The sequence below is a fragment of the Agrobacterium sp. FDAARGOS_525 genome (genome assembly GCF_003938925.1).
GTDB classification, from domain to species: domain Bacteria; phylum Pseudomonadota; class Alphaproteobacteria; order Rhizobiales; family Rhizobiaceae; genus Agrobacterium; species Agrobacterium pusense.
Genome location: NZ_RKIU01000003.1, coordinates 1,077,083 through 1,099,898, shown reverse-complemented (window position 1 = coordinate 1,099,898; position 22,816 = coordinate 1,077,083). Strand labels below are relative to the sequence as shown.

The window sequence follows — 22,816 nt, the reverse complement described above, 5'->3', positions numbered from 1 at the left end:
CGACTTTCCGTCTCCTGACAATTTATGCAAGACATCCGGCTGCCGCGTGCAGCCGGAAATCCATTTGCGGGGCTTGTTAACTGAATGGCGAAAGCAGACTTTTACGAAACACTCGGCGTCAGCAAGACTGCGGACGAAAAAGAGCTGAAAAGCGCCTTCCGCAAACTCGCGATGAAGTACCATCCGGACAAAAACCCTGATGATGCCGATTCCGAACGGAAATTCAAAGAAATCAACGAAGCATATGAAACGTTGAAGGATCCGCAGAAGCGCGCGGCCTACGATCGTTTCGGCCATGCGGCCTTTGAAAATGGCGGCATGGGCGGCGGTGGCGGCTTTGGCGGCGGCGGTTTCGCCAATGGCGGCTTCTCGGATATTTTCGAAGACATCTTCGGCGAGATGATGGGCGGCGGTCGCGCGCGCCGGTCTTCCGGCGGTCGCGAACGCGGTGCCGATCTTCGCTACAACATGGAAATCACGCTGGAAGAAGCCTTCACCGGCAAGACGGCGCAGATCAGGGTTCCGACCTCGATCACCTGCGACGTCTGTTCCGGCTCGGGCGCCAAGCCCGGCACGCAGCCGAAGACCTGCGCCACCTGCCAGGGTTCAGGCCGCGTGCGCGCCGCGCAGGGCTTCTTCTCGGTGGAGCGCACCTGCCCCACCTGCCATGGCCGCGGACAGACGATCTCCGACCCCTGCGGCAAGTGCCATGGTCAGGGCCGCGTAACGGAAGAGCGCTCGCTCTCGGTCAACATTCCCTCGGGCATCGAGGACGGCACCCGCATTCGCCTGCAGGGCGAAGGCGAAGCCGGCATGCGTGGCGGTCCGGCGGGCGATCTCTATATCTTCCTGTCCGTGCGTCCGCATGAGTTCTTCCAGCGCGACGGTGCCGATCTCTATTGCACCGTGCCGATCTCGATGACGACGGCAGCGCTTGGCGGCACCTTCGATGTCACGACGCTCGATGGCACGAAGTCGCGCGTCACGGTTCCGGAAGGCACCCAACCGGGCAAGCAGTTCCGTCTGAAGGGCAAGGGCATGCCGGTGCTGCGTTCGGCGCAGACGGGCGATCTCTATATCCAGATTCAGATCGAGACGCCGCAGAAACTCAGCAAGCGACAGCGCGAGCTGCTGCAGGAGTTCGAGCAGCTGTCTTCTAAGGAGAATAATCCGGAATCGACGGGCTTCTTCGCCCGGATGAAGGAATTCTTCGACGGCTGAGTGCCGCCGTTCTTCACCATCAGAAACGCCGCCATCCCTGGGACTGGCGGCGTTTTCTTTTTGGGGTCAGCCTGAAAAGCCGCCCTCTTCCAGATATTGCCGCTCCTCCGCGGTCGTTTCCCGCAACAAAATCTTGTTACGGTGCGGAAAACGGCCGAAACGTTCGATGATCTCGCGATGTTCTTCGGCGTGATGCAGATAAAGCCCGCCAAGCGGCTGATTGAGACGGCACGCCCGGTGCTGCGCCTCCAGATCTTCTGCGTGAGAAAACGGTAGATAGAAGAAGACCCGCAGATCCTCACTCACCGCCTGATCATGTCCGCGCCGGATGGCGTCATCGGCCAAAAGCCGCGCCAGAGGATCGGTCGCATACATGTGCGCCGTGTCGCGAAAGCAGTTGCGCGGAAACTGATCCAGCAGCAGCATCAAGGCGAGGCTGCTTTCTGCACCCTCCAGCCAGCCATCCAGTTCCCGCCTCGCTGCAGCGAAATGAGCGTCACGGAACCGGTCGTGAAAGTGACTGTCGAAGGCGGCGTCCTTGTCGAACCATTTTTCCGGGCCAGCCTTCTTCCAGAAATCGACGATTTCTTCAGCGAGCTTGGCTGTGTCGTTTTTCATCCACTACTCCCGTCAGTAATGCGGTGGCCTTGTGATGGCAGGCGCGTCCAGCGATTGCTCCTCAAGGCTCAGGAACCGCTCCGTCAGGCGATCAAGCTTGGCGCGGGTCTGTTCAACAACCTTCCACTGCTCCGCCAGCTGGTCAGACAGTTCCTCTATCACCTTCAACTGATGCGCGACCGTTTCCTCGAGCGCGATGATCCGTTCTTCGGTTTCCGACGTCATGGTGACCTCTCTTTCCAGCCCTTCCTTGGGCCTAAAGGCTCGCGAGTCAACCATATGTCGCTTTCGTGAAGCGAATTCGGCATGGCGGAAACAGAGACAGAAAAGCCGGCGATGTCTCCATCGCCGGCCACATGAGTTTATCGCATTCTCAGTCTTCTTCTACGAAAACCTCTTCGCGTTTCTTTTTCACGCTGGGGAGGAAGACGATGATCAGCACGGCGAGCGCAATGAAAAGCAGGGTTGCGCTGATCGGCCGGGTCACGAAGGTCGACGGATCGCCACGCGAGAGGATCATGGCGCGCCGCAGGTTCTCCTCCAGCAGCGGACCGAGCACGAAGCCCAGCAGCAACGGGGCAGGTTCGCAGCGCAGTTTCACCAGCACATAGCCGATGAAGCCGAAGAAGGCGACGGCATAGAGATCGAAGACGTTGGAATTGACGCTGTAGACCCCGATGGCGCAGAAGGCCATGATGATCGGGAAGAGCACGTAATAGGGCACCGTCAGCAGCTTCACCCACAGCCCGATCAGTGGCAGGTTGAGGATGACCAGCATCAGATTGCCGATCCACATGGAGGCGATGATGCCCCAGAACAGCGCCGGCTGTTCGGTCGCCACATTCGGACCGGGGACGATGCCCTGAATGATCATCGCCCCGATCATCAGCGCCATCACCGGATTGGCCGGAATGCCGAGCGTCAGGAGCGGAATGAACGACGTCTGGGCACCGGCATTGTTGGCTGACTCCGGACCGGCCACACCGGCAACCGCGCCGTGCCCGAATTCTTCCGGGTTCTTGGAGACACGTTTCTCCACGGTGTAGGAGGCAAAGGCGGCAAGGATCGCCCCGCCACCCGGCAGGATGCCGAGAGCCGAACCAATGGCCGTGCCGCGCAGAACCGGCCCTACCATGCGCTTGAAATCATCCTTGGTCGGCATCAAGCCGCTGACCTTGGCGATCAGCACCGAACGGGTCCGCTCGTTTTCGAGGTTGCGCAGGATTTCGGCGATACCGAAGACACCCACAGCCACAGCCACGAAATTCAGGCCATCGGCATATTCGCGGATACCAAGGGTGAAGCGCGGCGTGCCGCTATAGATATCCGTGCCGACGAGACCGAGCAGCAGGCCAAGCACGACCATGGCCAACGCCTTGACGATGGAGCCATGGGCGAGCGCGATGGACGACACAAGGCCGACGACCATCAGCGAGAAATATTCCGCCGCGCCGAATTCCAGCGCGATTGCCGTGAGCGGCGGCGCGAAGATTGCGACGAGGAAGGTTGACACCGTGCCGGCGAAGAACGATCCGATGGCGGCGATGGCAAGCGCTGCACCCGCCTTGCCCTTGCGTGCCATCTGGTAACCATCGATGGCGGTGACGGCAGAGGACGATTCGCCGGGCATATTGATCAGGATCGCCGTGGTCGATCCACCATATTGCGCACCGTAATAGATGCCGGCGAGCATGATCAGCGACGAGACGGGCTCAAGCTGGAAGGTGATCGGCAGCAACATGGCGATAGTCGCCGTCGCGCCGATGCCGGGCAGAACGCCGATGAGGGTGCCAAGCAGCACGCCGATCAGGCAGAAAAAGAGGTTTGCCAGCGACGAGGCGGTGACGAAACCGAGCGCAAGATTATCGAGCAAATCCATCGCTATACCTCAGAAGTTGAGCCAGGGGCCGAAGCGCTGGAAAGGCAGGCCAAGACCATAATTGAAAACAGCGACGGAAAAGACAGTGATAGCCGCGGAAAGAACGACCGCCATCAACGGGCTCATCTTGTGTGAGGCGAAGGACGCAATGAGCGCGCTGAAAAACAGCGCCGGCACAAAACCCAGGCCCCGAACAGTGAAACCGAAAAAGATCGGCGCGGGCAGGATGAAAAATATGCCGCGCCAGGCGATTGCGCCGATGCCCTCGCCAGCCGGCCGGGTTGCGCGCAGGAATATAACGCCGCCAAGCAGGATCAGGATGATCGCGAGTACCAGCGGGAAGTAGCCCGGCCCCATACGGAAGGCGGTTCCGATTTCCAGACCATAGGACTGCAAGGCAAAAAAGACGCCAAGCCCCATAAAAATTGCCCCGCAGACTGCTTCGGCAGGGTCATTAAATAACGACTTCATGAAAGATGCCCCTCCACGGCGGCCGACATTCAGCCGGTTCGCCTGTTAAAGTTGATCACGGTCGACCGGCGGCAGGAAACCGCCGGTCTTTCCGCGTTCATCAGTCGGCATATTGGCCGGCAGCCTCAATCACCGGCTTCCAGCGGGCGATTTCGCTCTCAAGCTTGGCCTTCAGCGCCGCCGGTGTCGCATCGCTTTCCGGCGACGGCGTGGTGCCGAGTTCCGCAAAACGGGCCGCGACATTCTTGTCCTTCAGCGCCACCTGCAGCGACTTGGAGAGCTTTTCGTTGATTTCCGCAGGCGTGCCCTTCGGCGTGTAGATGCCGTGCCAGATGCCAACTTCGAGTTTGGGCAAGCCAGCTTCGGCAACTGTCGGCACGTCCTTCAGCACATCCAGCCGCTTCGGCGAGGTTACGGCGTAAGCCTTCACAGTGCCGCCCTGGATTTGCTTGGTGGTGTTGGTGGTCTGGTCGCACATGATGTCGACCTGGCCGCCCAGCAGATCGGTCATGGCAGGGCCGGTGCCCTTGTAGGGCACGGTAACGAGCGGCGTCTCAATGGCGCTCATGAACAGCATGCCGCACAGATGAGAGGCCGCGCCGATGCCGGCATTGGCAACGGTGACCTTGTCCTTGTTCGCCTTGGCGTAATCGATCAGCCCCTTGAGGTCCGTGGTCTCAAGGTTCTTGCGCGACAGGATGGTCATCGGCACTTCCGTGACCAGACCAACATATTCGAAAGCACTGGTCGTGTCGTAAGCGAGCTTTCGATAGAGCGTGGCGCTGGTCGCCATGCCGATGTGGTGGAGAAGGATGGTGTAACCATCGGGATCTGCGGAGGCAACGCGGCCGGCGCCAAGCGTGCCGCCGGCGCCGCCGACATTTTCCACGATGATCTGCTGGCCGAGATCCTTCGACATGGATTCAGCCACAAGACGCGCCACCGTGTCCGTCGGGCCACCGGCCGAGAAAGGCACGACCATGGTGATGTTACGCTCGGGATAGGTCTGAGCGGATGCGGACAGCGCGAAAAGGGAAACGGCAGCGGCGGCAGCAAGGCCGGAAACTGTCTTCAGTATTTTCATCGATTCCTCCCGGATGAAAATGATCGCCACTTCAGCCGCGCATGCTCCTCCATGGCGGCCGGGGTGACGATATTTGCGATCCCGAAGTGACATTCAGCAACGGCACTGTTGCGATGAAACGCAGTTTTATCCGTGTAACCAAAGATAATGGGTGGATTTCAACCCATGACGGGCTAAAGATGGGTGGAAATCCACCCATCAGATCTCGGTCATATGCCGGTGAAGCTCGTATTTCTGCATCTTCTCGTAAAGCGTTTTGCGGGAGATGCCGAGGTTCTCATAAACGGATTTCAGATTTCCCCCATGGGCTGCGATGGCCTGCGCAATCAGGCTTTTTTCATATGCCGCGACCCTCGGGGCGAGAGCCGACCTGCCATCATCCTGAAACGCCGGCGACGCATCGGACACGTCGGTTTCCAGGCCCAGCGCGAAGCGGTCCGCAGCGTTGCGCAATTCCCGGACGTTGCCCGGCCATTCCCTGAGCGAAACAGCGGAGAGCAGGTGCTGCGGCACCTCCATATCCTCCCGCCCGTAGCGGGCGGCAGCTTCTCGTACCAGATGGAGGAAGAGCAGCGGAATATCCGCGCTGCGCTGCGAGAGCGACGGCACGAGAATTGTCGCGACGTTGAGGCGGTAAAGAAGGTCGGCGCGAAAACGGCCAGCCACAACTTCCTGTTCCAGATCTACCTTGCTGGTGGCAATGAAGCGCACGTCGAGTTCGACCGTTTCATTCGAGCCGAGACGGGTAATCACTCTTTCCTGCAGCACGCGAAGCAATCGGCCCTGCAGTTCGAAAGGCATAGAGCCGATTTCATCCAGCAGGATGGTGCCGCCGCGCGCGTGTTCGAACTTGCCATAACGTGGGCGCAGCGCGCCCGGAAAGGCGCCGGCCTCGTGACCAAACAACTCGCTCTCAATCAATGTCTGCGGAAGCGCCGCACAGTTGATCGCGACAAAGGGCCGGTTGGCTCTGCTGCTGATATCGTGCAATGCCCGCGCAACCACCTCCTTGCCTGCGCCTGTATCTCCGACGATCAGTGTATCGGCATCCGTCGCACCGATGGCGCGAATGCGGTACCGCAGATCGACCATCACCTGGGTTCTGCCCGGCAGGCGCGTTTCGAGATCGTCATGCTTGCCCGCCACCGCCTTGAGACGGCGATTTTCCAGCACCAGCGCCCGCCGGTCATTGGCCCGCTTGATGATGCCCGCGAGATATTGCGGTGTGAACGGCTTCTCGATGAAATCATAGGCGCCATTGCGCATGGCGTTGACCGCCAGCTGAACATCCCCGTGACCCGTCATCAGAATCACAGGTATTTCCGCATCGAGCTCCCTCACCTTCTGCAGCAGCGTCATGCCGTCCATGCCGGGCATGCGGATGTCGCTGACCACGACACCATCAAAACTGTAGCCGATGAGTTCGAGCGCGTGTTCGGCGCTCGCCAGCATGGTGACGGCAAAACCGGAAAGCTCCAGCGCCTGGGCAGTGGAGAAGCGCAGTTCCTCTTCGTCATCGATCAGCAAAACCCGCGACATGGTCATTCCGCAGCCGCCTCCATGCGCCAGGCGGCGGCGGGCAATTCGATCTCGAATTCCGCGCCCCCTTCCTCATGATTTCTCACCCGCAACTGGCCGCCAAAATCCTTGATGATGTTATAGGAGATGGAAAGCCCGAGGCCGAGGCCACGCCCCACACCCTTGGTGGTGAAAAACGGATCGAAGATGCGATCCGAAATTGCCGGCGGAACGCCTGGTCCCCGGTCGCGGATGAAGACGGAAACCGTCTGGCCGTGCTGTACGGCCTCGAGCGCGATGCGCCGATCCTCGCGCCCCTCCACGGCGTCCGCCGCGTTGGAAATGATGTTGACGAGCACCTGCTGCAGCCGCACCGGACCAGCTTTCACCGCAAGTGGCACCGGGCCGAGATTGACATCCAGCACCGCATTGGCGGCCTTCAACCGGGCACCGACGATTTCAAGCGTGTCGCGAAGCACGGTTTCCAGGCTGACCGCAGTCATTTTTTCGTTCGGCTTTCGGGCGAAATTCCTGAGGTGCCTGCTGATCGAGGCCATGCGATCGATCAGCCCCGAAATGCGCCTGAGGTTTTCCCTGACCTCGTCCAGCCGCCCGCGCTCTACAAGAAGCGACGCGTTTTCGGCATAATTCTTGGCTGCGGCAAGCGGCTGGTTGATTTCATGCGACAAGGCCGCCGACATTTGTCCGAGCGCCGCAAGCTTGCCCGCCTGCACCAGATCATTCTGCATCTTACGTAATTGTTTTTCCGTCTGGCGGCGTTCGGCGATTTCGTGTTCGATCTCCTGGTTCACACGCGCCAGATCGGCAGTGCGTTCCTCGACCCGCCGTTCCAGCTCCGCCTGGGCTTCTGCCTGATGGGTCAGCCGTTCACGCAGCCGTCGCCGTCTCTGCAGCATCGCCGCAATGAGCGCGGCTGCCAGACACAGGCACAGGATGATCGCGATCATTGCCGTCTTCACCTGTGTCCGCAATGAACCGGTATCCATCAGCACGCTTACGGTCCATCCTGCATCCGCCATCGGCTGCGACAGGACCATATATTCCCTGTCCCCCTCATTCTGGGTAATCGTCATCAGCTGATGCGAGCCGAAACTGCCGTGTTTCAACGGCAGTTCCTTCAGTGTGGCATTGGCGTAACGGCGTGATGCTTCGGTACGCGCCAGTCTCTCGGGCGTCAGCGGCATCAGGCCGGAATAAAGCCATTGCGGCGTGCCGGTCATGAAAATGATGCCTTCGGGATCCGACACAAGAATACGGTTTTCGCCATCGCCGAAGGAGGCCTCTATGCCTTCGATGTCGACCTTGAAGACGATGACGCCCTTTATTTCCGCATTGAAGAGAATAGGCGCGGAGAAATAATATCCGCGCTTGTGCGAGGTCGTGCCGAGCGCGAAGAACCGCGACTGCAGGCCCTTCGCCGCATCCTGAAAATAGGGACGGTAGCTGAAATTCTCACCGACGAAGCTTGTCGGACCATCATAGTTGCTGGCCGCGATTGTCTCGCCATCCAGCGTAATGATGTAGATATCGGAGGATTCCAGCAGGGTGTTGATGGATTTGAGGTAGACATTGGCGCGCTGTCGCAGGGCTTCATCCTTGGGATGTGCGACCAGCTCCTCAATGTCATCATGATCTGCAATCAAGGCAGGCAGCGGCTCGTAACGGTTCAACAGCCCGCCAAGGGCGGAGACGGCAAGCCGGAGCGTTGTGCGCCCCTGCTCGGACATTTCACCGAAATAGCTTTCTGCAATGACGCCGCTTCCTTTTGTCACGGCGCCGTAACCGAGGCCAAGACCGAGCATCATCAACAAAATCCAGCGATATTTCACCGAAACTCCCCTCACGCGGCAGGCATCTAACCCGCTCTCCCGAAGCGAGTGTAGGAGGAGTGACGAGATTTTCCAAGTGAGCGCTGGACACCGTTATAGCTCGCTAAAAACAAAAAACCGGCCACGAGGGCCGGCTTTTGCAAAGTCACGTCGGAAAAGCTTATGCGCTTTCCTTCGGCGTCAGAACCTGACGGCCGCGATACATACCGGTCTTCAGATCGATATGGTGCGGACGGCGCAGTTCGCCGGAGTTCTTGTCTTCAACATAGGTCGCAGACTTGAGACCGTCAGCCGAGCGGCGCATGCCACGCTTGGACGGGCTTGTTTTTCTTTTTGGTACAGCCATTTTTGTTACTCCACTTGAGCGGCGAAACAACGGAACCGGCCAGAACCAAAGGCCGAATGTCGGATGTCTCGATATCGGAAATTTGGCGCGCTTATACATGCCCAAACGGGCTTTGACCAGCCCTGACGCGCATTTTTTCCGATTCGGCAAAAACCATGCGGCGAACTGCCCTAAGGCAATGCAAATCATGCTTCACCTTCTATCGAAAACAACGAGCTCCTTGAAGTGGTTCATATCCCTGAATTCACAGAAAGCCGGCGGACGCATCTCCATAACTGGCGCCGCGGCACGCAGCTTTTCCAGTTCCTCGTCAAGCATCGCCTGCCAGCGCGGCAGGCACTCAGGCTTGAACCAGCTGATGATGTAGGACAGGGTGATGTGAAACTCGTAGCTGTCATGATCAGGATGGCGATATCCGAAGAAATCGGCGAATGCATCCCGCCACAGGGCCACAATGCGATCATCCTCGGGCGTGGCTCCCGTCAGGACCAGACCTACCGGCCGCAAACCGGTGACCTGCATGTTGAATCCCGGCAGCGCCGGAAAAGCAGAAAGGCGGTCGCGATAATAGTCCGTCATCGTGTCGATCGGTGTATCAAGCGGCATTGTCTGCGGCCAATAGGGCAGAGCACGCCGAAACTCGATGATGCCCTGAAACACCGTCATGTGCAGGCTGGAAGCCGGTGTGAAAGCAAGCTGGGATGCCTCCGGCATATCCAGGAAGCGCTGACGCGTCGCAATGATCGCGTTTTCGGTCTGCGAGCCCCCGACAAGATGGCAGACGACCGTATTGCCCGGCTCAGGCAGAAACTCACCATTCTCATTAAAGCGGCTGCCGCGATGGCGCGGCGGCTGATCATGACAGGCAGCAGAAATATAGCCGAGATCTTTCGAGACGAGCGGGGCGTGCATGGGAAACTCCTCGTGAAGGGTTTCCTCTAATCCGTGCACGCGACACAGCAATGACATGGACCGGCCAAAAGCCGGTCAATGCGCCTCGTCCCAGTTGTCAGCCGCGCGGGCATCCACCTGCAATGGCACCTTCATGGAGATTGCCGGCATGGCCGCATTTTCCATGACCGAGACGACGACGGGCAGAGTTTTCTCGATTTCCGCTTCATCGACCTCGAAGATGAGTTCGTCATGCACCTGCAACAGCATGCGGGCGGAAAGGTTTTCAGCCTCCAGCGCCGGTTCGATACGGACCATGGCGCGCCGTATTATATCCGCCGCGGAGCCCTGGATCGGGGCGTTAATGGCGGCGCGCTCGTTGAAGGCCTTCACGGAAGGGTTGGACGAGCGGATTTCCGGATAATGGGCGCGGCGGCCGAAAATCGTCTCGACATAACCGTTCTCACGGGCGAAAGCCTTTGTCGCCTCCATGTAGTCGCGGATGCCGGGAAAACGCTCGAAATATTTCTTGATATATTCGCCGGCTTCAGAACGGGCGATACCGAGCTGGTTGGCGAGACCGAAAGCCGAAATACCGTAGATAATGCCGAAATTGATGGCCTTGGCGCGGCGGCGCACTTCCGAGGGCATGCCTTCGACAGGCACGCCAAACATTTCCGAAGCCGTCATGGCATGAATGTCGATGCCGTTTTCGAAGGCGTTGCGAAGCTGCGGAATATCGGCGACATGGGCCAGCACGCGCAGTTCGATCTGGCTGTAGTCGGCGGAAAGAAGCTTGTGGCCGGGCGTGGAGATGAAAGCCGTGCGGATTTTTCGCCCTTCCGCCGTGCGGACGGGGATGTTCTGAAGGTTCGGTTCCGAGGACGACAGACGGCCTGTTGTGGTAGAGGCCAGCGCATAGGATGTATGCACACGTTTCGTCTCCGGGTGGATATATCCCGGCAGAGCATCCGTATAGGTGGATTTCAGCTTCGTCAGCTGCCGCCAGTCGACGATCTTGCGGGGGAGTTCAATACCTTCGGCCGCCAAATCCTCCAGCACCTGTGCCGAGGTCGACCATTGGCCGGTCTTGGTTTTGGAACCGCCCGGCAGGCCCATCTTGCCGAACAGGATGTCGCCGAGCTGCTTTGGCGAGCCGATGTTGAAACGCTCGCCGGCCAGCTCGTAGATTTCCTCTTCAAACGCTGCCGCCTTCTGGGCGAGTTCGCCGGAAAGACGTGAGAGGATTTGCCGGTCGACGGTGATGCCACGCTCCTCCATATGCGCCAGAACAGGCACAAGCGGACGCTCCAGCCGCTCGTAAACCTTGGTCAGCCGTTCTGAAACAAGCCGCGGCTTCAGCGCCATCCACAGCCGCAAGGTGACGTCAGCGTCCTCCGCTGCATATGCCGTCGCCTTGTCTATGTCGACAAAATCGAAGGTAACGCTCGACTTGCCCGATCCCGCCACGTCCTTATAGGGGATCGGCGTATGGCCGAGCCAACGTTCGGACAGCGAATCCATGCCGTGCGTCGCTTTGCCAGCCTCAAGCACATAGGAGATCAGCATCGTATCGTCGAAACTCTGCATGACGACGCCATGGCGTTTCATGAGCAGATAGTCATATTTGAGATTTTGCGCGACCTTCAGCACGGCCTCGTCTTCAAGCAAATCCTTGAGACGGACCAGTGCTTCGTCAAAGGGCACCTGGCCTTCGGCGAGCCTGATACCATCGCTGAATAGATCGCCGCCGGAGCCAGTCTTGTGCGTCAAGGGAATGTAGGCGGCGCGTATATCGCTGCCCGAGGCATCCTTGCCATTATCGGCGATTGCCAGCGAAAACCCGACGAGCTCCGCCTGCATCGGATCAAGCGAGGTCGTTTCCGTATCGAACGCGACGACCCCCGTTTCCCGCGCCGCCGCAACCCAGAGGTCCAGCGTCGCAAGATCCCTGATCGTCGTGTAGGCGCTCGTGTCGATCTTGGCGGCGGCGAAAAGCGTCTGGCGGGCGGTGGCAAGATCAGCCGGCGCGCTGCCCTCCCCGACACCTTTCCGCGCCGGAATAGCGGGCGAAGCCGCAGTGCCCGTTACGCCAGCGGCCGCTTCACCCGCAGCCGGAGCGGCCGGCGCATCGAGATCGGGACCATGGGCGTCAGCGCCCCACTGAACCGGCACATTGGCGGACTCAATGGCGGAAGCATCGGTCTCTGTCGCTTCGGCAACCCGCCGCGTCAGCGTGGTGAATTCCATCGCCTTCAGGAAGGCAATGAGTTTCGGGCCGTTCTGAGGTTCCAGCACCAGTGCTTCAAGCGGCTGATCCAGCGGCACGTCGGTTCTCAGGGCCACGAGCTGTCTGGAAATACGAGCAAGTTCCGCATTGGCGATGATATTTTCCCGACGCTTCTGCTGCTTGATCCCACCTGCCCGGGCGAGCAGCGTATCGAGATCGCCGTATTCTTCCAGCAATTGCGCGGCCGTCTTTGGACCGATGCCGGGGATGCCCGGAACATTGTCGGTCGAATCGCCGGTCATGGCCTGCAGGTCGATCATCTTTTCGGGACCCACGCCCCATTTCTCTATGACATCAGGGATGCCGATCTGCTTGTCCTTCATCGCATCGTACATGTGGACATTGGCAGTGACGAGCTGCATCAGATCCTTGTCGGAGGAGATGATGGTGACATCGGCCCCAATGGCCTCCGCCTGCCGGGCATAGGTGGCGATGATATCGTCCGCCTCGAAGCCTTCCGTCTCGATGCAGGGAAGGTTGAAGGCGCGCGTCGCCTCCCGTATCAGCCCGAATTGCGGCACCAGATCTTCCGGCGGCGCCGTGCGATTGGCTTTATAGAGATCATAAAGCTCATTGCGGAATGTCTTTGACGAATAATCGAAAATTACCGCAAAATGCGTGGGCGTCACGCCGACATCGGTGTTGCGCGCATCCTTCAGGAGCTTCCACAACATGTTGCAGAAGCCGGAAACGGCGTTGACCGGCAGCCCGTCCGACTTGCGGTTCAGCGGCGGGATGGCATGGAAGGCCCGGAAAATGAAACCGGACCCGTCAACGAGGAAGAGATGATCGCCTTTTTTCATGGGTAGCATGGATAGCGCGGGGGCGTTTTAACGTCTACCGAAACTTCGCGGAACACACGGTAAAGAGCCGGAACCGAGGTGGTGAAAAAAGCGCGTCGCATTTCACCCGAACGTTACCGATTTGTAATCCATCTTTCCCTTGAAAAGCCGCATTTGCAGACACATTTCTTAGAGGACGGCGCCTGATCACGCCGTAGTCTGATAGCTGGCTCGTCCCCCGCCGCGTCAGACCGGACAAAGGCCTTTCCCCCTCTCCGGGCCTTTGTCCTCCAATATGACCGCCATGGCCGCCCCCTCCAGGCCATGGCGGTTTTATTTTGCGCCTGTTACCGGCTGGCAAAAACATATCGTGCGATATATATCGCACTATTGAATTGCCGGCGCCGTCCGGCCAAACTGTCTGAGGGACGGAGGAATGGGATTTTCCCGGGATGAATCGGCCATCTATCTCGCCGCCAAAATGGCGCGGGAGTTCACTATGGCGCTGCAGAAAAGAGCCGCCGCATTGGGCTTCTCTCCCGGCCAATTCCCCATTCTCATCGAGCTCTGGCATGAAGAAGGGCTGACGCAAAGGCAGTTGCTCGACAGAATCGATGTCGAACAGGCAACGCTTGCTAACACGCTCTCACGCATGGAGCGCGACGGACTGATCGTGCGAAAGACGCATCCCGGTGACCGCCGCGCCCAGATCATCGAATTGACGCAGCGCGGCAGGGACCTGGAAGCGAATGCCATTGCCGCTTCTGAGGCCACCGAAGACATGTTGCTTGCGGATTTCCGGCGTTTTGAACGCCAGCTTCTGCTGGAATATATGCGCCGCGCCATCGAGAGCGCAAAAAAAGCAAAATAGCGCTTCCAACTCGAAACCGCTTCGCAGTTTTCCTGAACTGCTCTATCGTTTCCGCGGCCGCGCGTTTGCCGATTCACGACACGCCGGCCCTTGTTTCCCGCGATGCGCGATGCCCGGATGTTTCGTCTTATCGCCGGGTCACGACAGACATGACAGGATCAGCGATGACAGACGTTTCCCCCATTCTTTCCACTGCCGATGACAATCTCACCTCCAGCCTCGAGCGACTGTTCGAACTCGTTCGCATTCCGTCGATTTCCACGGACCCCGCTTACAAGGCCGAGTGCCGCAAGGCGGCGGAATGGCTCGTGAGAACGCTTTCAGCGCTCGGCTTTACCGCCTCCGTTCGCGATACAGCCGGTCACCCCATGGTGGTGGCGCATCACGATGCGGCCAATGAAGACGCCCCACATGTGCTTTTCTACGGCCATTATGATGTACAGCCGGTCGATCCGCTCGATCTCTGGGAAAACGATCCTTTCGAACCCGCCGTCAAAGATATCGGCGCAGGCCGTCAGGTGATTACAGGACGCGGTACGGCGGATGACAAGGGCCAGCTGATGACCTTCGTGGAGGCCTGCCGCGCCTACAAGGCCGTGAATGGCGGCCTGCCGGTGCGCGTCACCATTCTTTTTGAAGGTGAAGAAGAATCCGGTTCGCCCTCACTGAAGCCGTTCCTCGAAGCGAATGCGGAAGAGCTGAAGGCAGATTATGCCCTGGTCTGTGATACCGGCATGTGGGACCGGGATACGCCCGCCATTGCCGCGGCGCTGCGTGGTCTGGTCGGCGAAGAAATCGTCATCACCGCCGCCGATCGCGATCTGCATTCGGGTCTTTTCGGTGGTGCCGCCGCAAACCCCATCCACATCCTGACCGACATTCTCGCTGGCCTGCACGACGAGACCGGCCGCGTGACGCTCGACGGCTTCTATGACGGCGTGGAAGAAACGCCCGCCAATATCAAGGCTGCCTGGGAAACGCTGGGCCGCACCGCAGAAACCTTCCTCGGTGAAGTGGGCCTTTCGGTTCCCTCGGGTGAAAAGGGCCGCTCCGTGCTGGAACAGACCTGGGCGCGGCCGACAGCGGAGGTCAACGGCATCATAGGCGGGTACACCGGTGATGGCTTCAAGACCGTTATTGCAGCAAAAGCTTCCGCCAAGGTGTCGTTCCGCCTTGTCGGCGAACAGAACCCCGCCGCCATTCGCGAAAACTTCCGGGCCTATGTACGCTCGAAAATTCCGGCTGATTGCTCCGTGGAATTCCACGAGCATGGCGCATCGCCGGCGATCCAGCTTTCATACGATTCACCCGTCCTGACCAAGGCGAAGAACGCCCTTTCGGAAGAGTGGCCCAAACCGGCCGTCGTGATCGGCATGGGCGGCTCTATCCCGATCGTGGGCGATTTCCAGAAGATGCTCGGCATGGATTCGCTGCTCGTCGGTTTCGGCTTGACGGACGATCGCATTCATTCGCCGAATGAAAAATACGACCTGCAGTCCTTCCACAAGGGCATTCGCTCCTGGATCCGCATTCTCGACGCACTGGCCGCGAAATAAAAAAGAGGAGGCGCCACTGGTCGGGCGCCTCCGCTCACTCCAAAAACAAAAAGGCCGGGCGAGCCCGACCTTTCCATCCGTTTTCCGTCAATGCCAGTACATCCGTGGTCAAAGCGGTTCAACGGTCTGATGTTTCAGAGCGCGTCGATGTCCGACGCTGCTTTCACAATCAGGATCATCTGTTTTGGTTAATCTTTGGTTAACGCAACAACAGCGGCATCTTAAGACGCCCCTGACAGTTTTCATCTGAAACACTGTTGAACCCTATATCGGTATACTTACCGCCGTTTTCAAGACCCCGCCCGCCGGACTTCCTTCCAAAGAAAAAGGCCGGAAAAATCCGGCCTTTCAGTTCATGCAAGAAACCCTTTCGGGCCTGTTGCGTATCAGGCAGCGACGAGGTTGCCTGCGGACATCTTGCCAGAGCGGCGGTCCTGCATCAGCTCGTAAGAAAGCTTCTGGCCGTCGTTGAGGGCGGTCAGACCTGCGCGCTCAACAGCCGAGATGTGAACGAATACGTCCTGCGAACCGTCGTCCGGCTGAATGAAGCCGTAGCCCTTGGTTGCGTTGAACCACTTTACTGTACCAGTCGCCATAACGATTTCCTTCCGTTGGCAATTGTATTTGCGCTGCGAGCAGCGCGGTCTTGGGGTCGAATTTGAAGGAAAAGATCGTCGTGAGCGTCTGGAAAGACGCCGAAGCTCTGGTCGTCAAACAAATATCGATGGCGAAGTACCTAGGTTGGAAGGGGCTGAAAGTCAAGTTTCTTTGAACGAAACTATCGCATCAGGGGTCCGCCAGGGCTCGAAAAAGGGAAGCGCCAAATAGCAAAAACCCGGCGCGGGAGGAGGTGCGCCGGGTTCTTGAAACTGACTGACAATTGGGAGGAGGAGTATTGTCAGTCCAATCGGGCGACGCTGGGAGGAGGAGTGCGTCGCTTCGATGTTTTGAACATACAACATCGAATCTCAAAAAACAGACATTCTATCGCAGCGCAGCATTGCGATTATTGCATAGCTACGTCGTGACATCTTGAACAACCATTTCTAACCGCCTAACAAATACGCATGTCTATTCAATCCGTCAGAGCATTTTTTGCCGAAAAATCACCCGAGGTGACAATCATTGAAACGGAAGCCAGTTCGGCAACCGTTGCGCTCGCCGCTGAAGCACATGGCGTCGAGCCAGACCAGATCGCCAAAACGATCTGCCTCAAGGCGGGCGATGCCATTCTGCTCGTTGTCACCGCGGGTACGAAACGCCTCGACAACAGGAAATTCCGTGATCATTTCGGAACGAAACCGCGCATGCTGGGGGCGGACGAGGTGGTTGCGGTGACCAGCCATCCTGTCGGCGGCGTATGCCCCTTCGGCTTGCCGTCGCCTTTGCCGGTGTTTTGCGACATATCGCTGAGAGATTATCTTGAAGTGGTTCCGGCAGCCGGCGCTACCAATGCAGCGGTGCGGATTTCTCCCCATGTGATGGCCGAACTGACTAAAGCTGAATGGGTCGACGTCTGCCAATGACGCCGATTTGATCCGGCCTGGGCTTAACCCCGCCTTAAATTGCCGCATTTAAACTCTTCATCCTGGATTAAGGATCGCGCAGGCATAGACGCCTGAGGCCGACAGGGCACAGGCGGTCCCGCAAAAGGAGCGATTTCGGCTGGATGGCAGGCAAGGGTAGATCACGCGAACGGGTAGAACCCTCCTTCGGGGATTTCCACGAGTCCGGTGACGATCTGCGTCTTGACGCCAGCGAGCGCATCAGCGGCACTGCAAAACAGTTGCCGAAGAAACCGAAACAGGCTTCACGCCGACCCAAGACGAAAAACGAAAAGCGCGCCCGCGGCACAGGTCGGGGGGCGACGGGTTTCATCCGGTCCCTCGTCTATTGGTGCATCGTGCTGGGCATTTGGGGCGGTATCGGGATTGCCGGACTTGTGCTTTATTATGGCGCGCGCATGCCGAGTGCCAGCAGCTGGTCCATTCCAGAACGTCCGCCGAATGTGAAGATCGTTTCCGTGAATGGCAGCGTGCTTGCAAACCGCGGCACGACCGGCGGCGAGGCGCTCGCGCTGGAAGACATGTCGCCCTATATTCCACAGGCTGTGATGGCGATTGAGGACCGGCGGTTTTATTCCCATTTCGGGGTCGATCCGCTTGGTCTCGGACGTGCCATCGTCACGAATGTGCTGACGGGGCGAACCGTGCAGGGCGGCTCGACACTGACGCAACAGCTGGCGAAAAACCTTTTCCTTTCGCCGGACAGGACCCTGGAACGCAAGGTTCAGGAAGTGCTGCTGTCATTCTGGCTGGAGCACAAGTTCACCAAGGATCAGATCCTGGCGATGTACCTCAATCGCGTCTATTTCGGATCCAACGCCTATGGCGTCGAGGCGGCCTCGCGGCGCTACTTCAACAAATCCGCCCGCGACGTCAATCTGGGCGAAGCGGCAATGCTTGCCGGGCTTCTCAAAGCGCCCTCGCGCCTTTCGCCGGCACGGGACCCACAGGCAGCGGAAGAACGGGCGCAGGTCGTGCTGCAATCCATGCGCGACGTCGGTTTCATTACCGATGATGAGATCAAGACCGCCATGTCGCAGCCGCCGACCAAAGCGAAACGCTTCTGGTCCGGTGCCGAACATTACGCCGCCGACATGGTGCTGGAAGAGGTGCGCGGCCTGGTTGGCGAGGTCAAGCAGGATATCGTCGTCGATACGACAATCGATCCCGATCTCGAGCGCGATGCCGAAAAGGCGCTGACCCACGTGCTGCAGGGCGACGGCAAAAAACAGGGCGCATCCCAGGCGGCACTGGTTTCCATCGATGGTACGGGCGCGATCAGGGCCGTGGTGGGCGGTGCGGATTATGCCGAAAGCCAGTTTAACCGCGCCGCCAAGGCAAAACGGCAACCCGGCTCGGCATTCAAGCCCTTCGTCTACGTCGCCGCTCTCGAATCCGGGCTCACGCCCTATACCATTCGTAATGATGGGCCTGTTCGTATCGGCAACTGGACCCCGGAAAATTATGAGAAGAAATTTCGCGGCGAAGTGACACTGGCCACAGCGCTGGCCAACTCCCTGAACACCATCGCCGCCCAGCTGGTGATGGAGGTCGGTCCCGAGCGGGTGACACAGGTGGCGCATCGCATGGGCATCGAATCGGAGCTGCAGAACAATGCCTCCATCGCGCTCGGCACTTCGGAAGTGTCGCTGATGGAACTGACAGCTTCTTATGCTCCCTTCATGAATGGCGGATATAAAGCCACGCCGCACATCGTGAAGCGTATCACCGATGCCGATGGCAAGGTGCTTTATGAAAACAAATATGACAATCCGCCACGGGTGCTGAGCGAAGAAATTGCCGCCACGATGAACGGCATGCTGTCGCGCGTCATCACCGAAGGTACCGGCAAGGCCGCGCGCCTGCAGGGCTGGCAGGCAGCGGGGAAATCCGGCACCACGCAGTCTTTCCGCGACGCGCTCTTTGTTGGCTATACGAGCAATCTGACGACCGGCGTCTGGTTTGGAAACGACGACGGCACCTCCATGAAAAAGGTCACGGGCGGCGGCCTTCCTGCAAGGGCGTGGAAAGAGTTCATGACCGCGGCTCATTCCGGTCTTTCGCCTTCGCCCCTCTTCGGTCTTGGTGCAGGCGGCGTGCCGCCGCTCATGGATATGCAGCAACCGGCGCCGGAGAATGCGCCCTCCTCCATTGGCGACATCATTTCCAACGCGCTGGGCGGCGGAACGACTGATAATCGCGCCTATCCCGCGGCGCCGGCATCACCCACACCGAATCAGCCAGATGGGCAGTCGGGAGGGCTGACGCCGCCGGCTAATATTCCTTCGCGGGATATCGAACCCCGTTATTCCGCCGGCAACGGCCCTGTGCCGCCGGCCGATATTGGCGGTGAAGCGCCTGACGCGTCGGGACCGAAACAAACCACCCTGCTCGACATTCTGATGGGTCGCTGACAGGTTTTTAAATCGTCGCCAAGCTCGGCAACGAAGGACGAAGCGACCGAGGTCCACGTCCTTCACCCCTTTCGTTTCACGCTTTTCGGTGGCCGAACCGGCCGCCACCCCGTCCACGGCGGCGAATCGGCGCCTGAAGCGCAACACCTGCGTGCATACGTTAACTTTAGATTGATATTTGCCCAGACACGGCTACATTTCGGATGACTTTTTAGGGTAAATGAATTATTAATCGTTCATCTAAATTAAATTTCTTCTATCAAAATAAGTTTTTCAGGATCCTATACTATGTTGGGTACTAAAGGCTCATCCCATGCCGTTTTTTTCGGCGATCCCTATTCCTCGGCCATCACTTTCGAGACACCGGAAACGCAGCCCTCCATTTTTGAGAAACGGGTATCTCCACTACAACGCGGCCAGTTCGCGCTCAAAAGAACGATGGACATTGCGGGGGCGTCCATCGCCCTCGTCGCACTGGCTCCCGTCCTTCTGACGGTGGCAGCGCTCGTCAAACTCGACAGCCGCGGGCCGGTCCTGTTCTCGCAGGTCCGCTGGGGCATGAATGGGCGGAAGATTCGCGTCTATAAATTTCGCTCAATGAGAACAGACATGTGCGACGCCACCGGCGTGGCGCAAACAGTGAAGAATGACCCGAGAATAACCCGCATCGGCGCCATTCTCCGGCGCACGAATATTGATGAGCTGCCACAGCTCATCAATGTGCTCAAGGGTGACATGTCGCTGGTCGGACCGCGCTGCCATGCCATCGGCATGCTGGCGGCCGGCCGTCTCTACGAGGAGCTGGTTCCGCACTATCACCTGCGGCACCGGATGCGGCCAGGCATCACGGGACTTGCCCAGATGCGGGGCCTGCGCGGGCCGACGGATCGCAGCGACAAGGCAAGGGCACGCATCGTATCCGATCTTTATTATGTCGAAAACTTTTCGGTCTGGCTGGATGTCAGGATCATGGTCGGAACGGTGATTTCCGAGTTGCGGGGCGGCAAGGGCTTCTGATCTTCAAGAGGCAAGCAAGATTGCGAAAAGAAAAGCCCGGCATCTCTGCCGGGCTTTTCGCATGAACTGTCGTCACCTTCAATTTGTCGGCGCGGGAGCTGCAGCCGGATCCGGCAGCGGCGCCGGGTTCGCAGACAGCGTGCGGAGATAGGCAATAAGATCTGCTCTTTCCGTTTCTTTCTTCACACCCGCAAAGCCCATGGCCGTGCCTGGAACGTGCTTTTTCGGGGCTTCGAGAAAATAGTTGAGATGATCGTAATCCCAGTGCTCGGCTCCACCCTTGGAGAAATCCTTCATCGCTGCGGAGTAGCTGAAACCTTCGTGGCTGGCGATCGGCCGGTTGACGACATCGAAGAGATTGGGGCCGACCTTGTTTGCACCACCACTCTCTCCGGTATGACAGCTCGTACATTTCTTGAAGACCGCTTCGCCCTTGGCGGCGTCCGCGCTGGCGAGCAACTGTGCGATCGGGGTGGCCGCAGCCGCCGCTTCTCCGCCGCCCGTTCCGCCGCTGCTTTCTTCCGCGACGATGGCGTAACCTTCCTTTTCGGGCGCGGGCGCATGGAAAATGCCCTCGGACGCAATCGACACCGACATCAGGACGAATACTGTACCCAGAAACGCCCCAACGCCCATATTAACATAAGAATTCATCTAAACGCGCTCCCTCGCATCCGCTCGATATAACGGGCATCTTGAAATTGCTCGAAAGCTATGGCTTTTGCACAGCCTGCGCAACTTGAATAATGCTCCCCACACCGTGACGTTTTGACACTTTTCGGGCGGGATTTGAAGGGTGTCGGATGAATAATCGGGATTTCGAGAAAGCTGTCGTCCTCATACCGGCGCGGATGGCCTCCACGCGCCTGCCCGGCAAGCCGCTTGCCGACATTGGTGGCAAGCCGATGATCGTGCAGGTTGCGCAGCGGGCACGTGAGGCCGGCGCGGAGCGAATCGTCGTCGCGGTCGATGACGAGCAGGTATTTTCGGCGGTTCAAAATGCCGGTTTCGACGTGATGATGACGCGTGACGACCATCAATCCGGTTCGGATCGCATTTTCGAAGCGCTGCAGAAGGCAGACCCCTATGGCAAGGCGGAATATGTCATCAATGTTCAGGGCGACCTTCCAACCATCGAGGCGGAAACTATACGCGCCTCGTTGCGCCCGCTGGAGAACGCCGCCGTCGACATTGCGACACTGACGGTCGAAATCACCGACGAGGAAGAAAAAACCAATCCGAACGTAGTGAAAGTTGTGGGCAGCCCACTTTCCGAAACCCGTCTGCGCGCGCTTTATTTCACCCGCACCACCGCGCCTTACGGCGAGGGGCCGCTTTATCATCATATCGGGCTTTACACGTATCGCCGTGCTGCGCTCGAGACATTCGTGAGTCTACCGCCCTCACCGCTGGAAAAGCGCGAGCGGCTGGAGCAGCTGCGTGCTCTCGAAGCGGGCATGCGCATTGATGCCGAGATCGTCCGCTCCGTACCGCTCGGTGTCGATACGCCGCACGATCTCGAAAAAGCCCGCAAAATTCTTGCAAGCAGAACCCTTTAACGGACAGTCCCATGAGCTTGATCACCAATCGCATTGCCTTTCAGGGCGAATTCGGCGCGAACTCCGACATGGCCTGCCGCGACATGTTTCCGAACATGGAACCATTGCCGTGTCCGACATTCGAGGATGCGTTCAACGCCATTGAAAACGGCGAAGCCGATCTCGGCATGATCCCGATCGAAAACACTCTGGCCGGCCGCGTGGCGGATATTCATCACCTGCTGCCGGAATCGCGCCTGCATATCATCGGCGAATATTTCATGCCGATCCGCTTTCAGCTGATGGTGATGCCGGGCGTGAAAAAGGACGAAATCCGCACCGTCCACAGCCACATCCACGCACTTGGCCAGTGCCGCAAGATCATTCGTTCCAACGGCTGGAAACCCGTCATCGCCGGCGATACGGCAGGGTCGGCAAGGCTCGTTTCCGAAACGGGCGACCGCAGCATGGCGGCGCTTGCGCCGCGTCTTGCCGCCAGCCTTTACGGTCTCGATATTCTCGCCGAGAATGTCGAGGATTCGGAAAACAACGTCACGCGCTTCGTAGTGCTTTCCCGCGATGAAAACTGGGCCAAGCGCCAGTCGAGCGAAGAAATCGTCGTCACGACTTTCGTTTTCAACGTCCGCAACATTCCCGCGGCACTCTACAAGGCCATGGGTGGCTTTGCGACGAACGGCATCAATATGACGAAGCTCGAAAGCTACCAGCTCGGCGGCAAATTCGTGGCGACGCAATTTTATGCCGACATTGAAGGCCATCCCGATGACGAACCCGTGCGGCATGCCCTGGACGAGCTGCGCTTCTTCTCTGAAAAAGTCCGCATTCTCGGCGTCTACAAGGGCCATGCGATGCGCGGCAAGCTCAACCAGAGCTGAGCCTGCCGC

At 58.8% G+C, this 22,816-nt stretch carries 20 protein-coding genes; 8 read left to right on the top strand and 12 right to left on the bottom strand.

The genetic code is table 11. The annotated features are described in order from the left end of the window. Positions 1-84 precede the first annotated feature (84 nt). Positions 85-1,221 (top strand): molecular chaperone DnaJ, encoded by a 1,137-nt coding sequence (dnaJ, locus tag EGT36_RS06480; RefSeq protein WP_004439156.1) that lies wholly within the window; start codon positions 85-87, stop codon positions 1,219-1,221. Positions 1,222-1,287: 66 nt separating this feature from the next. Here dnaJ and EGT36_RS06475 read toward each other — a convergent pair whose 3' ends face one another. The 10 genes from EGT36_RS06475 to polA form a co-directional block, all read right to left on the bottom strand. Beyond that, positions 1,288-1,839, bottom strand: coding sequence for a DUF924 family protein (locus EGT36_RS06475; protein ID WP_037089560.1), 552 nt, complete (start codon positions 1,837-1,839; stop codon positions 1,288-1,290). Positions 1,840-1,851: 12 nt separating this feature from the next. Next, on the bottom strand, positions 1,852-2,064 hold the full coding sequence (locus tag EGT36_RS06470; RefSeq protein ID WP_004439151.1) for a SlyX family protein: 213 nt from the start codon (positions 2,062-2,064) through the stop codon (positions 1,852-1,854). 148 nt (positions 2,065-2,212) lie between these two features. Then, positions 2,213-3,718, bottom strand: coding sequence for a tripartite tricarboxylate transporter permease (locus tag EGT36_RS06465; RefSeq protein WP_004439149.1), 1,506 nt, complete (start codon positions 3,716-3,718; stop codon positions 2,213-2,215). A 9-nt stretch (positions 3,719-3,727) separates the two neighbouring features. Beyond that, the gene (locus EGT36_RS06460; protein WP_004439147.1) at positions 3,728-4,189 is read right to left on the bottom strand and encodes a tripartite tricarboxylate transporter TctB family protein; all 462 of its coding nucleotides are present in this window, start codon (positions 4,187-4,189) and stop codon (positions 3,728-3,730) included. Positions 4,190-4,289: 100 nt separating this feature from the next. Beyond that, positions 4,290-5,273, bottom strand: a complete 984-nt coding sequence (locus EGT36_RS06455) for a tripartite tricarboxylate transporter substrate-binding protein (protein WP_004439144.1) — start codon at positions 5,271-5,273, stop codon at positions 4,290-4,292. Between the two features lie 198 nt (positions 5,274-5,471). After that, positions 5,472-6,818 carry a sigma-54-dependent transcriptional regulator gene (locus EGT36_RS06445; protein ID WP_125270136.1) on the bottom strand — a complete coding sequence of 449 codons (1,347 nt, stop codon included), beginning with the start codon at positions 6,816-6,818 and terminating at the stop codon, positions 5,472-5,474. Continuing rightward, the gene (locus EGT36_RS06440; RefSeq protein ID WP_004439140.1) at positions 6,815-8,617 is read right to left on the bottom strand and encodes a sensor histidine kinase; all 1,803 of its coding nucleotides are present in this window, start codon (positions 8,615-8,617) and stop codon (positions 6,815-6,817) included. Before EGT36_RS06440 ends, EGT36_RS06445 begins: the two co-directional genes overlap by 4 nt. Before the next feature lie 184 nt (positions 8,618-8,801). Next, complete coding sequence (rpmF, locus tag EGT36_RS06435) at positions 8,802-8,987, bottom strand: 50S ribosomal protein L32 (RefSeq protein ID WP_003507205.1); 186 nt, start codon at positions 8,985-8,987, stop codon at positions 8,802-8,804. A 192-nt stretch (positions 8,988-9,179) separates the two neighbouring features. Next, on the bottom strand, positions 9,180-9,899 hold the full coding sequence (locus EGT36_RS06430) for a DUF1868 domain-containing protein (protein WP_037089564.1): 720 nt from the start codon (positions 9,897-9,899) through the stop codon (positions 9,180-9,182). A 75-nt stretch (positions 9,900-9,974) separates the two neighbouring features. Further along, positions 9,975-12,971 (bottom strand): DNA polymerase I, encoded by a 2,997-nt coding sequence (gene polA, locus EGT36_RS06425; RefSeq protein WP_125270135.1) that lies wholly within the window; start codon positions 12,969-12,971, stop codon positions 9,975-9,977. Positions 12,972-13,386: 415 nt separating this feature from the next. On the opposite strand from polA, the gene EGT36_RS06420 reads away from it, so the two are divergent. Further along, complete coding sequence (locus EGT36_RS06420; RefSeq protein WP_022555354.1) at positions 13,387-13,821, top strand: MarR family winged helix-turn-helix transcriptional regulator; 435 nt, start codon at positions 13,387-13,389, stop codon at positions 13,819-13,821. Positions 13,822-13,985: 164 nt separating this feature from the next. Beyond that, the gene (locus EGT36_RS06415) at positions 13,986-15,377 is read left to right on the top strand and encodes a dipeptidase (protein WP_006699824.1); all 1,392 of its coding nucleotides are present in this window, start codon (positions 13,986-13,988) and stop codon (positions 15,375-15,377) included. A 386-nt stretch (positions 15,378-15,763) separates the two neighbouring features. Here EGT36_RS06415 and EGT36_RS06410 read toward each other — a convergent pair whose 3' ends face one another. Beyond that, positions 15,764-15,973 (bottom strand): cold-shock protein, encoded by a 210-nt coding sequence (locus EGT36_RS06410; RefSeq protein ID WP_003492998.1) that lies wholly within the window; start codon positions 15,971-15,973, stop codon positions 15,764-15,766. A 471-nt stretch (positions 15,974-16,444) separates the two neighbouring features. On the opposite strand from EGT36_RS06410, the gene EGT36_RS06400 reads away from it, so the two are divergent. From EGT36_RS06400 to EGT36_RS06390, 3 genes are all read left to right on the top strand, one after another. Then, positions 16,445-16,903, top strand: a complete 459-nt coding sequence (locus tag EGT36_RS06400) for a YbaK/EbsC family protein (RefSeq protein WP_004439110.1) — start codon at positions 16,445-16,447, stop codon at positions 16,901-16,903. Positions 16,904-17,046: 143 nt separating this feature from the next. Then, positions 17,047-19,356 (top strand): transglycosylase domain-containing protein, encoded by a 2,310-nt coding sequence (locus tag EGT36_RS06395; protein WP_037089566.1) that lies wholly within the window; start codon positions 17,047-17,049, stop codon positions 19,354-19,356. A gap of 288 nt (positions 19,357-19,644) precedes the next feature. Continuing rightward, entirely contained in the window at positions 19,645-20,373 is a 729-nt protein-coding gene (locus EGT36_RS06390; protein WP_022555350.1) for a sugar transferase, read from the top strand. A 78-nt stretch (positions 20,374-20,451) separates the two neighbouring features. On the opposite strand, the gene EGT36_RS06385 is transcribed toward EGT36_RS06390, so the two are convergent. Beyond that, positions 20,452-21,027, bottom strand: coding sequence for a c-type cytochrome (locus EGT36_RS06385; RefSeq protein WP_004439101.1), 576 nt, complete (start codon positions 21,025-21,027; stop codon positions 20,452-20,454). Between the two features lie 149 nt (positions 21,028-21,176). Here EGT36_RS06385 and EGT36_RS06380 point away from each other — a divergent pair, with 149 nt between their 5' ends. Then, positions 21,177-21,932 carry a 3-deoxy-manno-octulosonate cytidylyltransferase gene (locus EGT36_RS06380; protein ID WP_004439098.1) on the top strand — a complete coding sequence of 252 codons (756 nt, stop codon included), beginning with the start codon at positions 21,177-21,179 and terminating at the stop codon, positions 21,930-21,932. An 11-nt stretch (positions 21,933-21,943) separates the two neighbouring features. Next, a complete protein-coding gene (locus EGT36_RS06375; RefSeq protein WP_004439096.1) occupies positions 21,944-22,807 on the top strand; it encodes a prephenate dehydratase in 864 nt (287 codons plus the stop codon). The last annotated feature ends 9 nt before the right edge of the window (positions 22,808-22,816 follow it).

Coding starts and splice junctions, on each gene's coding strand:
- dnaJ (WP_004439156.1), top strand. CDS start 85: ATGGCGAAAGCAGACTTTTACGAAACACTCGGCGTCAGCAAGACTGCG.
- EGT36_RS06475 (WP_037089560.1), bottom strand. CDS start 1,839: ATGAAAAACGACACAGCCAAGCTCGCTGAAGAAATCGTCGATTTCTGG.
- EGT36_RS06470 (WP_004439151.1), bottom strand. CDS start 2,064: ATGACGTCGGAAACCGAAGAACGGATCATCGCGCTCGAGGAAACGGTC.
- EGT36_RS06465 (WP_004439149.1), bottom strand. CDS start 3,718: ATGGATTTGCTCGATAATCTTGCGCTCGGTTTCGTCACCGCCTCGTCG.
- EGT36_RS06460 (WP_004439147.1), bottom strand. CDS start 4,189: ATGAAGTCGTTATTTAATGACCCTGCCGAAGCAGTCTGCGGGGCAATT.
- EGT36_RS06455 (WP_004439144.1), bottom strand. CDS start 5,273: ATGAAAATACTGAAGACAGTTTCCGGCCTTGCTGCCGCCGCTGCCGTT.
- EGT36_RS06445 (WP_125270136.1), bottom strand. CDS start 6,818: ATGACCATGTCGCGGGTTTTGCTGATCGATGACGAAGAGGAACTGCGC.
- EGT36_RS06440 (WP_004439140.1), bottom strand. CDS start 8,617: ATGATGCTCGGTCTTGGCCTCGGTTACGGCGCCGTGACAAAAGGAAGC.
- rpmF (WP_003507205.1), bottom strand. CDS start 8,987: ATGGCTGTACCAAAAAGAAAAACAAGCCCGTCCAAGCGTGGCATGCGC.
- EGT36_RS06430 (WP_037089564.1), bottom strand. CDS start 9,899: ATGCACGCCCCGCTCGTCTCGAAAGATCTCGGCTATATTTCTGCTGCC.
- polA (WP_125270135.1), bottom strand. CDS start 12,971: ATGAAAAAAGGCGATCATCTCTTCCTCGTTGACGGGTCCGGTTTCATT.
- EGT36_RS06420 (WP_022555354.1), top strand. CDS start 13,387: ATGGGATTTTCCCGGGATGAATCGGCCATCTATCTCGCCGCCAAAATG.
- EGT36_RS06415 (WP_006699824.1), top strand. CDS start 13,986: ATGACAGACGTTTCCCCCATTCTTTCCACTGCCGATGACAATCTCACC.
- EGT36_RS06410 (WP_003492998.1), bottom strand. CDS start 15,973: ATGGCGACTGGTACAGTAAAGTGGTTCAACGCAACCAAGGGCTACGGC.
- EGT36_RS06400 (WP_004439110.1), top strand. CDS start 16,445: ATGTCTATTCAATCCGTCAGAGCATTTTTTGCCGAAAAATCACCCGAG.
- EGT36_RS06395 (WP_037089566.1), top strand. CDS start 17,047: ATGGCAGGCAAGGGTAGATCACGCGAACGGGTAGAACCCTCCTTCGGG.
- EGT36_RS06390 (WP_022555350.1), top strand. CDS start 19,645: ATGTTGGGTACTAAAGGCTCATCCCATGCCGTTTTTTTCGGCGATCCC.
- EGT36_RS06385 (WP_004439101.1), bottom strand. CDS start 21,027: ATGAATTCTTATGTTAATATGGGCGTTGGGGCGTTTCTGGGTACAGTA.
- EGT36_RS06380 (WP_004439098.1), top strand. CDS start 21,177: ATGAATAATCGGGATTTCGAGAAAGCTGTCGTCCTCATACCGGCGCGG.
- EGT36_RS06375 (WP_004439096.1), top strand. CDS start 21,944: ATGAGCTTGATCACCAATCGCATTGCCTTTCAGGGCGAATTCGGCGCG.